The following is an 11,996-nucleotide window of genomic DNA, read 5'->3' on the forward strand; positions in this document are numbered from 1 at the left end:
TGCGATACGTGTCGATCGCCTTGTACGACAGCGCGGCATCGCTGGTTTCGGTGCCGGGCGCCCCGCGGACCAGATCGGCCGGATTGGCGACCATCGCCGCCAGATTGCGGTTGCTCGCGCAGCCATAGTTTGACGAGGTGTTGGCGGTGAAATCGTCGGACGAGTTGCGCGACCAGTCGGGGCACCGCGGCACATCCGCGCGCATCCGGCTGATCACCACGCGGATCGATCCGGGGGTCAGTGCTGCAGGCGTCACCGGCGCGTCGGTGCTCAGCAACAGACCGTACCGCGCCACCACCGCAGCGACGTCGGCACGCACGCGATAGCCTTCTGCGGCGGGATCGTCGATGGCGACGCGGTCGCCATAGCCGAGATGCATCGTCGCGATCCAACCGGCCAGCCGCTGCTGCTCGCCCTGCGCGAGCGCGCCTCCCGTCACGCCGAGATCAATCGCATAGTCGGATCGGGTGACAACCGGCTGATGGACCGATTCGAGGCCGCGATTCTCGGTGCCCATGCAGCCGCCCAGCAATAAGGCGGGCAGGAGGGACGCTAGGATCGATTGCTTGATCATCGGATATCCTTGGTGCGTGAGGCGCGGGCTCATGTCAGTGCGCGCCGGTCAGTTTGAAAAGCCGGGGGCGGGAAGAGCGGTGGTCCTAGCCTTCGCGCTTTTGCTGCCCGCCGGGATAGCGGCGTCCTCGTTGCGGCGGGCATCGCCGCGCGGTACCGGCAGTGCCGGGGCGGCGGCCCCGGCCGACGGCTGTGCGTAAGCCGATGGTGCGACCGTCGGCACCGGTCGCTTGCCACCGCCGCTTGCGCTCAGCGTTCCCAGCAACACACGGTCGAGATCGGTCGGTGCGCGCGCACCGTCGGTCGGCAGCGCGATGTCGCTGGCGTTGTTGACCGGCTTCACTAGGTATGGCGTGATGACGATCACCAGTTCGGTCTCATTGCGCTGGAACGCATTTGACCGGAAGAGCGCGCCGATGATCGGCAGGCTCGAGAGCCCCGGCGTCTTGTCGTAAGAGTTGTTGTGACTGTTCGACAGCAGGCCGCTTATCATCATGCTCTGGCCCGAGCCGAGCTCGACCGTGGTTTCGGTGCGACGCGTGGTCAGCCCCGGTACGCGCGTGCCGCTCAGGGTGACTGCGTTTGAATAATCGAGCTGCGAAACCTCGGGACGAACCCGCAGCGAAATACGACCGTCCGACAGAACCGTCGGCGTATAGGCCAGGCTGATGCCATATTGCTTATACTCGACCGATACCGTGCCGAGCGCCTGCGCCAACGGAATCGGCACCTCGCCACCCGCGAGAAACGTCCCCGTCTCACCCGACAACGCGGTCAAGTTCGGGTTTGCCAGCGTCGTCACCTGACCGGTGGTTTCACCAAGATCGATCGCGGCGAGGAAATCGAGACCGAGAAGACTGCCCGCGAGGCCGAGCGTCGTACGCTGCGCACCCTTCGTGTAAGTCGACGTCTTCAATCCGGTCGTCGGATTATAGGTGATCGTCCCCGGCGCGCCCGTCGTGCTGCCGAAGAGGATGCCCGATCCGCCGCGATCCTGCGTCAGCAGGTTGACGCCGATGTTCTTGACGAAACTGCGGCTGACCTCGGCGACGCGCACCTGGAGGTTCACCTGCAGCGGCGTTGCGGTCTTGAGGCGTGACAGGACCTTGGTCGAGTCGCCGACGAAGGCCTGGACCAGCCGCTCGGCCTCTGCGGCATCCTCGGGCGCCAGGACGGTGCCGGTCAGCAGGATCAGCCCGTTCATCGGCGTCGCGACAACCTGCGCCTCGGGCATCGCCAGCCCGAGCATCTGTTGCACCGAGTCGAGATTGTTGCCGACGCGGACGGTCGCTGCATAGACCACCGCGCCGCCCTTGGTCGTCGCAGAGATCGTCGTTTCGCCAGTCTTCTTGCCGAATAGGTACAATTGCGTTGGCGAACGGACTTGGACGTCGGCGATCGTATCATCGGCAACAAACAGGTCGGTCATTGGCCGCGCCAGCGTCACCAGCCGTCCGCGGCCCGTGTTGACCTGGACGACCGGCGACCCAGCCGGGGCGATCGCCGCACCGCGATGCTGGGCGATCGCGGGCGTCGACGGCGCGGCACTGACCGCGACCAGTGCGATGGCCAGCGGCCAGCCGAGCGGGGTCATCCGTATACGCATCTCAGTTCTTCCCCCCGACCGGAACGATGGTCATTGCGTTGCCGCGTGCGATCCGGACCACGGGGCCCTGGACGATCGGCGCGCCACCACCACTCGACTGCGCGACAGGCACGCCCTGCATCGCCGGACCACCGCCGCCTTCGACCGATTTGCCCGGCACCGTGCTGCGCTGATAGCGCGAGACGTCAGCCCCGGTCTGATAGCTTGACGCACCCGCCGATGGCTGGCTCGCGAGCCGCACCATCATCGCCTTCTCGGCCTTGGGATCGTTGCCGTCGGGCACCTTGACCGCGCCCAAGGCGATCGCCTCTTCCAACTCGGTGGAATTGTCCGCGATCGAGCGGAGCGACAGCGACAGCGACCCGAGCGTCTGGGCGACCGCGACCTGTTCGGCCATCTTCGGGGTCGCCTCGATGGTCACGTTGGAGAAGGTGCGGACCTGGGTCTTGCCGTCTTCGCCTACGAGGTTGTCGGTGCGCTGATCGGTCGCGAGCACGCGAATATTACGCATGATCGTCTCGGACACCTTCAGCGGCTGGCCATCGCCCCCGCCTGCCACGGTCTGGGTCAGAACCAGATCAATCCGGTCGCCCGGAAACACGAAGCCCGCGACCGCCGCCTGAGCCGACACGGGCACGGTGACCGCGCGCATCCCGGGGCCAAGCGCGGCGGCGAGGAAGCCGCGATCGCCCGGCTTCACCAGCGAACCCTGCGTGACCGGCTGCCCGGCGGTGATGATGCTGCGCACCACAGTGCCCTGCAGCGACTGGAGGTTGGTCTTGTCGCGCAGGTAATACGCGTTGTCGACCAGCTCCTTTGGCCAGGGCTGAAACTTCAGTGCGGTCGCATCGAGGATCGTGCCGACCGGCAGCGAACGTGTCGCCACCAGCACTTCGGGGCCATCGATCACCGGTGCGGCAATCGCCACGGCCCCGGCCTGCGGCGCCGAACTGCCCGCAATCAGCGTCCTGGCAAAGAATGCCGTGATGCCCGCGACGATCAGCGCGCCAACCAGCAATATGATCTTGCGACTATCCATGATTAGTTCGTGCCTTTCGGGCGCCGGTATTTTGGTTCGGCGTTAATCATGACGGAAACTGATTAAGGAGTGGTTCGCGCAGGGCGAGCAGGCCGGCGATTGCTATCGCGACGCCGTAGGGGACTTCGATCTGTCCCGAGTTACTTTTGATGCTGCGCTCGATCATCATGACGACCGTGACGAGACCGCCAGCGATCGACATTACCATCAGCATCGACAGGAACGCCGGAAACGGCAGCCACAGCGCCAGAGCGACGATCAGCTTGACGTCCCCGCCGCCCATCATCCCGAAATGGAACGCGACCAGGAACAGCGCGAATACCGCCAAGGCTACGCCGACCTGCAACGCCATGTCCGGCCAAAGGCCGAGTCCGTTGGCATACCACCAGAGCGGCGCGAGCATGGCGATCGCCGCGTTTTTCCAATTCGCGATCTCGCGAGTTCGTGCGTCCTGGATCCCGGCGGATACCAACAGGCCCCCGAGCGCGAAAATCAAAATTGGCAGAGCAATGTTCCATCCCATCGGCTAGGTCCTAACGAAGATGGCTTTCGAAAAAGTAACCGTCCCGATCGAACCTTCGCCCCGTTTCGGGCGCGTCGCCAAGCTTGGTGATGCCGATCCCGTTCGACGTGCGATCCCCGCAGGCGCGCGGATCGGATACTGGACCGCGCCGGATCGCTGGACGCTGCGCCGGTTCGACTGGCCCGCCGCTCATCCGCGCGGCCGCCTGCTGTTCCAAACCGGGCGCGGCGATATCTTCGAGAAATACCTTGAAACGCTGGCCCATTTTCACGCGTGCGGCTGGTCCGTCACGGCGTTCGACTGGCGCGGGCAAGGCGGCTCCGGGCGGCTCTCGGGCAACCCGCGGGTCGGTCACGTCGATGACTATGCGGTGTACGACCGCGACCTTGCCGCGTTCTGGACGGACTGGAGCGCTGAGGGCGAGGGGCCCAAAATCGTGCTGGGCCATTCGATGGGCGGCATGATGATCGTGCGGGGTCTGGCGGATCGATCGATCGATCCCGCGGCGGCGATCCTGGTCGCGCCGATGATCGGGCTCAAATCGCCGATCGGTGCGGGTATAGCGGGGCGGGTCGCACGCTGGATGGCGTCGTTCGGCGACTCGGCGCGAGCGGCATGGCGGACCAATGAACGTCCCGGTTCGGTCGCCTCGCGGCAATCGCTGCTGACGCACGACGTGTCGCGCTACCGGGACGAGGGGTGGTGGCAGGACCGGCATCCCGATCTGCGGCTCGGACCGCCGAGCTGGACCTGGCTCGCGCAAGGTTTTGCCGGCGCCGCCGCGCTCGCGGTCGATCCGCGCATCGAATCGATCGTGACGCCGGTGTTGATGCTCATTGCAGAGGCCGACAAGCTGGTCGACCCGCGTGCGGCGCTGCGACTTGGCGCACGCCTGCCCGACGCACAGATCGTCCGCTTCGGACGCGAGTCGGCACACGAGATCCTGCGTGAAGCAGACATCGTCCGCGATCGCGCACTGTCGGCGATCGATTCGTTTCTCGACGCGGTGGTGCCACCGCGGTGACGAAACGCGTCTACGATATCGCCATTGTCGGTGCCGGCATGGCCGGCGCCAGTCTCGCGGCGGCGATCGGATCGCGCGCGCGCATCGTGGTGCTCGAAGCCGAGGACACGCCCGGCTATCACGCAACCGGTCGCTCGGCGGCATTCTGGTCCGAAACCTATGGTGGACCGGCGATCCAGCCGCTTACCACTGCCTCCGGCCCGATTCTTAAGGCTGGCGGACACCTCGCGCCACTCGGTTCGCTGCACATCGGTCGCGCCGAGGATGCTGGGGCAATCGACTCGTTCCTCACGGAATTCGCCGACAGCGATGTCACGCTCGACCGCGTCGACCCCGCCTCGTTCGTTCCCGGCCTTCGCCCCGAATGGGCGCTGGCAGTCCAAGAGGCGAGTTGCGCCTATATCGACGTCGCCGCGCTCCATGCCGCGAGTATCGCCACCGCGCGCCGCACCGGCGCGGATTTTGTCAGCGATGCCGCCTTCATGGGTGCGACACGCGCGAGCGGTGTCTGGAGGATCGAGACGAAAGCCGGCAACTTCCACGCCTGCACACTCGTCAATGCGGCCGGCGCCTGGGCGGATGATGTCGCGATCCGGGCCGGCGTCCGCCCGCTTGGCTTGCAAGCTTATCGCCGGACAATGGTGCAACTCCGTACCGACCCCGGCGCCCCCGCGGGACTGCCGCACATCGCCGACATTGCCGGTCGGTTTTATTTCAAGCCTGAGCCGGGCGGGCGGCTGTGGCTGAGCCCGCACGACGAAACTGCGAGCCAGCCGTGCGACGCAGCACCGGAACAGATCGACGTCGCGATCGCCATCGAACGGTTCGAGCATGTCGTCGATTGGCGCGTCGCCGCGGTCGAACGGAGTTGGGCGGGCTTGCGTACCTTTGCCTCTGATCGCCTGCCGATCTACGGATATGACGTGGACGTACCCAGCTTCTTCTGGTGCGCGGGGCAGGGCGGCTTTGGTATCCAGACCGCCCCCGCCGCCGCGTTGCTCGCCACCGGCCTTCTGCTCGGCACAAGTGCGGATCAGACCGTCGCGGCGATCGACCCCGCGCGTTATTCACCTCATCGGTTCTAAGTTAGCCTGCCGCCGTCCTTCACCTAGGGTAAGCGACACGGCGCACGAGTTCTTGATCGAGCAGCGAGTATGTCGCCAAGTTCACGTACAACGGCGAACGATGTTCTGAACCGAAGGCTATTCGAGCAAGTCCGGTGCCCGGAATGCAATCGAGTCGATCCTCAAGAACGTCCCCACTGCGCCGGTCGACGAGGCCTGACCTTTCGACCGAGCCGAACCCGTTCTGTTGGAGCTCGATCGCGCTGGGTTGGTCGTCAAAATCCAGGAAAGAGCGATCGGTCCACTTGGCTAGAACCCGATAAGCCATAAACGGCGGGGCAATTTTATAGCGCGATAAGGAAATAATTGGCGGTAATGCGGCGCAGGTGTCTCGCGGATGTTGAGCGTGAGTGTAATGGGCCATTCTGTCTCGGGAGGCGCGGTATACTTCATCGATGCGTACGGCGAACTGATCCTTACCGAGCTTATCTATATTACCTTCTTGGTAGAGCACGCGACCGTTCATCCGTGCCGATAATCCGTGCATGCGCGTCTACGATCGCCGCAGCGTAGTCATCATCGATCATACATCGAACCGCGACTCCTACTGGCGAGGGATAGGGCGGTCGAACACGCCGGTCGGCGACGCTATTGGGGGGCGGCGCACTCGCCGTCGAATGGTCGCGGTCCTACTCTTCGGCCATCGCCGGGTGATGCCGCCAGCGGGTCATTTTGTGCGCCCCCGGCGTCGGTCCGGACGAGACTGGAGACGTCGGCGTGACGAAAGGGGCCTCATCATCAAATTCGTCTGGTTGCTGGCCTTTGCCGAGGTGAATCGTTGCAGTCCTAAGACCTAGCGCCGCCCCGCCGCCACCGCGGCATCGCTCGCCAGCTTGTCGGCGCGCTCGTTTTCCGGGTGCCCGGCATGACCCTTGACCCATTGCCACTCGATCTGGTGCCGCGCGACCGCGGCGAGCAGCGCATGCCACAGCTCCGCGTTTTTCACCGGCTTCTTGTCGGCGGTCTTCCAGCCGTTGCGCTGCCAGCCCTTCACCCACTTGGTCAGGCCGTCCATCACATATTTGCTGTCGGTGTATAGCGTCACCGCGCACGGCCGCGTCAGCGCGTTGAGCGCCTCGATCGCCGCGGTCATCTCCATCCGGTTGTTCGTCGTCGGCGATTCGCCGCCCGACAATTCCTTTTCGTGCGCCCCCATCCGGATCACCGCGCCCCAGCCGCCGGGGCCCGGATTACCCTTACAAGCGCCATCGGTAAAGATTTCGACCTTGGTTATGGAGATGGCAGCTTCGTCAGTCATGCAAACAGATCGTCCTTGAAATACGTCTCGAGCCGCCGCCAATAGGCGAGCGGATCCTTGCGCGTCACCAGCGCATCCGCCGGCGTATTGAGCCAGTCCCACGCCCGCGTCAGCAGGAACCGCAAGCACGCGCCCTGCGCGAGGATCGGCAGCGCCGCGCGCTCGGCGTCGGACAGCGCGAACTGGCCGGCATAGCCATCGATCAGCGCCTTGCCGATCGCCGCATCGTAATTCTCGCCATTCCCGTCGAACGCCCAGGACGTATGCATGACGGCCAAGTCATAGGCGCGGATGTCGGTGCACGCGAAATAGAAGTCGATGACCCCGGTCACCCGGTCGCCAAGCATCAGCACGTTGTCGGGAAACAGATCCGAATGGATGGCCGCCATCGGCAGGTCGCGCGGCCACTGCGCCAGGACTGACTTCAGCGCGGCCTCGGTCCGGTCGAACAACCCCGGTGCGATCGAATCGATATCGCGCCCGCATCGCGCGAGGAATGGCCCCCAGGTGTCCGCCCCGAGCGGATTGGCGCGGGTCTGCGTAAAACCGGCGAGGCTAGTGTGCATGTGACCCATCGCCGCGCCCGCTGCATAGGCCTGAGCAGCGGTGGGATGTGACACCGACACGCCGGTCAGGAACTCAATCAGGCACGCCGATCGCCCAGCCAGCTGCTGGATCGCGACGCCGTCCCGGTCGGGCAGCGCGCGCGGCACCGGATTGCCGTCGCTGGCAAGATGATCAAGCATATCGAGGAAGAACGGCAGGTCTTCGGTCGACGTGCGCTCCTCGTACAGCGTCAGGATGTAGCGGCCGGCGGTCGTCTCGACGAGGTAGTTGCTGTTCTGCACTCCCTCGGCGATGCCCTTGGCGGACAGAAGCTCGCCATGGTTGTAGCGCGCGAGAAAGCTGCCCAGCGCCTCGGCCGAGACCTGAGTATAGACCGCCATGCTAGGCGGCCGACTCCAGTCCGCGCGGCAGCTTGAACGCGATCGTTTCGCGGTTCGTTTCGACCTCGCGCTCGGACACTGTGAAGCGCTCGGACAACCGGTCGACCAGTTCGCGCACCAGCAACTCAGGGGCCGATGCACCGGCCGTGATCCCCAGCGTGCCGACGCCCGCCAGGAAATCCCAGTCGAGTTCGCTCGCGCGCTGGATCAGCATCGCCGGCGTCCCCTCGCGCTCGGCGACCTCGACGAGGCGGACCGAGTTGGACGAGTTCGGCGCGCCGATCACCAGCACCGCATCGACACTGTGCGCGATCGCCTTCACAGCGGTCTGGCGGTTCGACGTCGCGTAGCAGATGTCCTCGCCGCGTGGGGGGAGCATCAGCGGGAAGCGGCGCTGCAACGTCGCCACGACGGCGGCGGTATCGTCCACCGACAGCGTCGTCTGCGTCAGGAAGGCGAGGTTGGCCGGATCGGCGGGCGCGAACATCTCGGCATCCTCGACCGTCTCGATCAGCGACATCGCGCCCGTGGGCACCTGTCCGAACGTGCCGATCACCTCGGGATGCCCGGCATGGCCGATGAACACGATATGCCGCCCCTGCGCCACGAGCCGCTCGGCCTGGCGGTGCACTTTCGACACCAGCGGGCAGGTCGCGTCGAGATATTCGAGACCGCGACTCTGTGCATCCAGCGGCACCGACTTGGGCACGCCGTGCGCGGAGAACACGACCGGGGCGCCATCGGGCACCTCGTCGAGTTCCTCGACGAAGATCGCGCCCTGCGCCTTCAGCGTGTCGACGACGAACTTGTTGTGGACGATCTCGTGGCGGACATAGACCGGCGCGCCATGCTTCTCGATCGCCAGCTCGACGATCCGGATGGCACGGTCCACGCCCGCGCAAAAGCCTCGGGGTGCTGCGATCAGCAGTTCGAGCGGCGGCTTGTCGATTGAGCTCATGATGCGCCAGCCTCTACGCGATTGCTTGCCTGGACGATAGCCGGTTCCTATGGTGTCCGCCGACCAGGGAGCGCGTGCCGTCGCGGTGCTCCCTTCGCTCGTTCGAGAAGGTACGCGTTTCCGTGAAAGCCCCCATCCTCGCCGTATCGGCTGTCGCTGTTTTCTTGAGCGGGTGCGCCGGCAAGGGCGAAGTCGACGCGACCGGCGGCATCTCCGCAGTCCGCTCGGTCTGCCCCCCGGTCGCGATCCCGGCGGCGACGGGTGACATCACGCTGTTCGATCCGGCCGGCAGCCGCGACCAGTCGGCGATCGACGTCGCCGCGCTGATGACCAATGTCCGCTCGACCTGTGCCGACGCGACCGACCAGATCGTCACCAGCGTCACCTTCGACATCCGCGCGCGGCGCAATCGTACCGACGCGCCGCGCGACGTGACGCTCCCCTACTTCATCACCGTCGTCCGCGGCGGCAGCGCCGTCGTCGCCAAGCGCATCGGCCGCGTGGCGTTGCACTTCGATGCAGGGCAGGCGCTCGCCTCGACCTCGGCGACCGCGTCGGCGACCGTGGCGCGCTCGGCGGCAACACTGCCCGACGACGTCCGCGAGAAGCTGACCCGCAAGCGCAAGGCCGGCGATCAGGACGCAGCCGTCGATCCGCTGAGCACCCCCGAAGTGCGGCAGGCCGTGTTGCGCGCAAGCTTCGAGGCGCTCGTTGGCTTCCAGCTTACCGACGACCAGCTCAAGTACAACGCCACGCGCTGATCTTGTACGATGGCCTAGAGGCTGTTCCCCCGCGAAGGCGGGGGCCCGGGGTCTCAAACGCCATCGCCTGCAAACCTGGCCCCCCGCCGCCGCGGGGGAACAGCCAGCGCATTTCTTCGCAGCACCCGAAACCCTCGATTGACTAAGATTGTGCGCCGCGTCACAACTTGCCGCGTCGATGTCGGGCGACCGGCATGGCACCGCGCGGGAGAGCGTTTCCTGGTCCTTTGAGGGCTGGCCTGAAAAGGGCAGGGAACCGCCGAAGGAGCAACCACCCCGGAATCTCTCAGGCACCAGAGACCGCGCGGGGCTGATCGACACTCTGGAAAGCGTCCTGGCGTAAGCCGAGGGCCACCGAAGGGGTAAGCGCTGGACAAGTCCCGCGCGAAAGCTCTCAGGTTCCGTGACAGAGGGGGTTCGGATCGCTGCACCACCGGGTGCTGCGCGCCCCTTCGACGGAGACCGTAATATGAGCGACCCCGAACTGCGCGATTACGCCAGCATCATCGATCAGGCCGACGATTACGTCGAGCCCGAGGTGCTGCCGTTGCCGCTCGACGCCTGGCACCGCGCGCAGGGCGCGCGGATGGTCGAGTTCGCCGGCTATCAGATGCCGATCCAGTATGACGGCATCATGGCCGAACATGCCTGGACGCGCGAGTCGGCCGGCCTGTTCGACGTCAGCCATATGGGCCAGCTCGTCTTCTCGGGCGAAGGCGTCGCGCACGCGCTCGAAACCGTGTTGCCGGGCGACATCGCCGGGCTTGGCGAGGGCAAGATGCGCTATTCGCTGCTGCTCGCGCAGGATGGCGGCATCCTCGACGACCTGATGGCCACGCGGCTGCCCGACGATCAGCCCTCGCCTTTCTCCGCGCAGGACGTCGAGCCCGAGGCGTACGACCCGCTCCACCCGTCGCCGACCGCGAGCGGCAGCTTCTACGTCGTCGTCAACGGCGCGACCAAATATGACGATGTCAGCTATCTGATCGAGCATCTGCCCGACGACGTCACGATCAACATCCTAGAGGATCAGGCGCTGCTCGCGGTGCAGGGCCCCAAGGCCGTCGCGGCGGTTGCTCAGATTGTCCCCGGCATCGATAGCCTCGTGTTCATGACCGCGGGCGCGTTCCACTGGAACGACGTGCCGCTCTGGATCAGCCGCTCGGGCTATACCGGCGAGGACGGCGTCGAGATTTCGCTCCCCGCCGAACACGCCGTCGCCTTTGCCGACGCGCTGCTGGCACTGCCCGAGATCAAGCCGATCGGCCTTGGCGCGCGCGATTCGCTGCGTCTCGAAGCCGGCCTGCCGCTCTACGGTCACGACCTCGATCCCGAGACCACGCCGGTGATGGCGGACCTCGGGTTCGCGCTGTCCAAGCGTCGCCGCGAGGCCGCCGATTTCCCCGGCGCCGAGCGTATCCTCACGCAGCGCGAGCAGGGTCCCGCCACCAAGCGAGTCGGCCTGATCGTCGAGGGCCGCCAGCCCGCGCGCGAAGGCGCCGAGGTGATCGACGACGCCGGCGCGCCGATCGGCCGCCTCACCAGCGGCGGCTTCGCGCCGACGCTCGGGAAGCCGATCGCGATGGCCTATGTGCCGCTCGCGCTGGCGACCCCCGGTACCCGCATCGAGATCGCACAGCGCGGCAAGGTCCATACCGCGACCGTCACCGCAATGCCCTTCATTCCCCACCGCTACGTCCGCGCAGGAGCCAAGTGATATGAGCCGTTTCTTCACGCAAGATCATGAATGGGTCGATGTCGACGGTGACGTCGGCACCGTCGGCATTTCCGAATACGCGCAGAGCCAGCTCGGCGACGTCGTGTTCGTCGAGGTTCCCGAGGCCGGCAAGCAGCTGACCAAGGGCGCCGATGCCGCGGTCGTCGAATCGGTCAAGGCCGCCTCGGACGTCTATTCGCCGGTGTCGGGCACCGTCATCGAGGGCAATTCCGCGCTCGCCGACGATTCGAGCCTGGTGAATTCGGATGCCGAAGCCGCAGGCTGGTTCTTCAAGCTGACGCTCAGCGATCCCGCCGAGCTCGACAGCCTCATGGACGAAGCCGCCTACGCAGCCTTCGTCGAAGGGCTTTGATTTAGCTCCCCTCCCGCTTGCGGGAGGGGTCGGGGGAGGGGCTGGTCCAGTCGCTCCCCGTCTCATTTCCCCCCCCCCCCCCCCCCCCCCCCC

The 11,996-nt window shown here is 66.0% G+C and carries 12 protein-coding genes, 1 pseudogene and 1 riboswitch; of the genes and pseudogenes, 6 read left to right on the forward strand and 7 right to left on the reverse strand.

What is annotated here, in order from left to right:
* The 4 genes from ASE88_RS11825 to ASE88_RS11840 all read right to left on the reverse strand — a co-directional run.
* On the reverse strand, nt 1–574 hold a 574-nt coding region (locus tag ASE88_RS11825; protein ID WP_056479432.1), incomplete at its 3' end, for a CpaD family pilus assembly protein.
* A gap of 48 nt (nt 575–622) precedes the next feature.
* Nucleotides 623–2,179, reverse strand: a complete 1,557-nt coding sequence (locus ASE88_RS11830) for a type II and III secretion system protein family protein (protein WP_056478267.1) — start codon at nt 2,177–2,179, stop codon at nt 623–625.
* A 1-nt stretch (nt 2,180) separates the two neighbouring features.
* Entirely contained in the window at nt 2,181–3,218 is a 1,038-nt protein-coding gene (cpaB, locus tag ASE88_RS11835; RefSeq protein WP_056478268.1) for a Flp pilus assembly protein CpaB, read from the reverse strand.
* 46 nt (nt 3,219–3,264) lie between these two features.
* On the reverse strand, nt 3,265–3,741 hold the full coding sequence (locus ASE88_RS11840) for a prepilin peptidase (protein ID WP_055872821.1): 477 nt from the start codon (nt 3,739–3,741) through the stop codon (nt 3,265–3,267).
* A 19-nt stretch (nt 3,742–3,760) separates the two neighbouring features.
* On the opposite strand from ASE88_RS11840, the gene ASE88_RS11845 reads away from it, so the two are divergent.
* From ASE88_RS11845 to ASE88_RS18390, 3 genes and pseudogenes are all read left to right on the forward strand, one after another.
* Nucleotides 3,761–4,765: an alpha/beta fold hydrolase gene (locus ASE88_RS11845; RefSeq protein ID WP_082466517.1), complete on the forward strand. Its 1,005-nt coding sequence runs from the start codon at nt 3,761–3,763 to the stop codon at nt 4,763–4,765.
* Nucleotides 4,762–5,850 (forward strand): NAD(P)/FAD-dependent oxidoreductase, encoded by a 1,089-nt coding sequence (locus ASE88_RS11850; RefSeq protein ID WP_082466518.1) that lies wholly within the window; start codon nt 4,762–4,764, stop codon nt 5,848–5,850. The genes ASE88_RS11845 and ASE88_RS11850 overlap by 4 nt, the downstream gene beginning before the upstream one ends.
* Before the next feature lie 59 nt (nt 5,851–5,909).
* Nucleotides 5,910–6,049 (forward strand): annotated as a pseudogene (locus ASE88_RS18390) (YegP family protein); the annotation flags it as partial.
* Between the two features lie 633 nt (nt 6,050–6,682).
* Here the strand turns inward: ASE88_RS18390 and rnhA are convergent.
* Genes rnhA through ispH form a run of 3 tightly spaced genes read right to left on the reverse strand, consistent with a single transcriptional unit; the run spans nt 6,683 to nt 9,052 of the window.
* Nucleotides 6,683–7,147 carry a ribonuclease HI gene (gene rnhA / locus ASE88_RS11860; RefSeq protein ID WP_055872817.1) on the reverse strand — a complete coding sequence of 155 codons (465 nt, stop codon included), beginning with the start codon at nt 7,145–7,147 and terminating at the stop codon, nt 6,683–6,685.
* The gene (thrB, locus tag ASE88_RS11865; protein WP_055872815.1) at nt 7,144–8,094 is read right to left on the reverse strand and encodes a homoserine kinase; all 951 of its coding nucleotides are present in this window, start codon (nt 8,092–8,094) and stop codon (nt 7,144–7,146) included. Before thrB ends, rnhA begins: the two co-directional genes overlap by 4 nt.
* A gap of 1 nt (nt 8,095) precedes the next feature.
* On the reverse strand, nt 8,096–9,052 hold the full coding sequence (ispH, locus tag ASE88_RS11870; protein ID WP_056478269.1) for a 4-hydroxy-3-methylbut-2-enyl diphosphate reductase: 957 nt from the start codon (nt 9,050–9,052) through the stop codon (nt 8,096–8,098).
* A 122-nt stretch (nt 9,053–9,174) separates the two neighbouring features.
* On the opposite strand from ispH, the gene ASE88_RS11875 reads away from it, so the two are divergent.
* The 3 genes from ASE88_RS11875 (at nt 9,175) to gcvH (ending at nt 11,903) form a co-directional block, all read left to right on the forward strand.
* Nucleotides 9,175–9,813 (forward strand): hypothetical protein, encoded by a 639-nt coding sequence (locus tag ASE88_RS11875; protein ID WP_235527920.1) that lies wholly within the window; start codon nt 9,175–9,177, stop codon nt 9,811–9,813.
* Between the two features lie 195 nt (nt 9,814–10,008).
* A riboswitch (glycine riboswitch) is annotated at nt 10,009–10,126 on the forward strand.
* A gap of 156 nt (nt 10,127–10,282) precedes the next feature.
* A complete protein-coding gene (gcvT, locus tag ASE88_RS11880; RefSeq protein WP_082466519.1) occupies nt 10,283–11,530 on the forward strand; it encodes a glycine cleavage system aminomethyltransferase GcvT in 1,248 nt (415 codons plus the stop codon).
* 1 nt (nt 11,531) lies between these two features.
* Nucleotides 11,532–11,903, forward strand: coding sequence for a glycine cleavage system protein GcvH (gene gcvH, locus ASE88_RS11885; protein WP_056478270.1), 372 nt, complete (start codon nt 11,532–11,534; stop codon nt 11,901–11,903).
* Nucleotides 11,904–11,996: the final 93 nt, after the last annotated feature.

The sequence above is a fragment of the Sphingomonas sp. Leaf38 genome, assembly GCF_001421825.1.
GTDB lineage: Bacteria > Pseudomonadota > Alphaproteobacteria > Sphingomonadales > Sphingomonadaceae > Sphingomonas.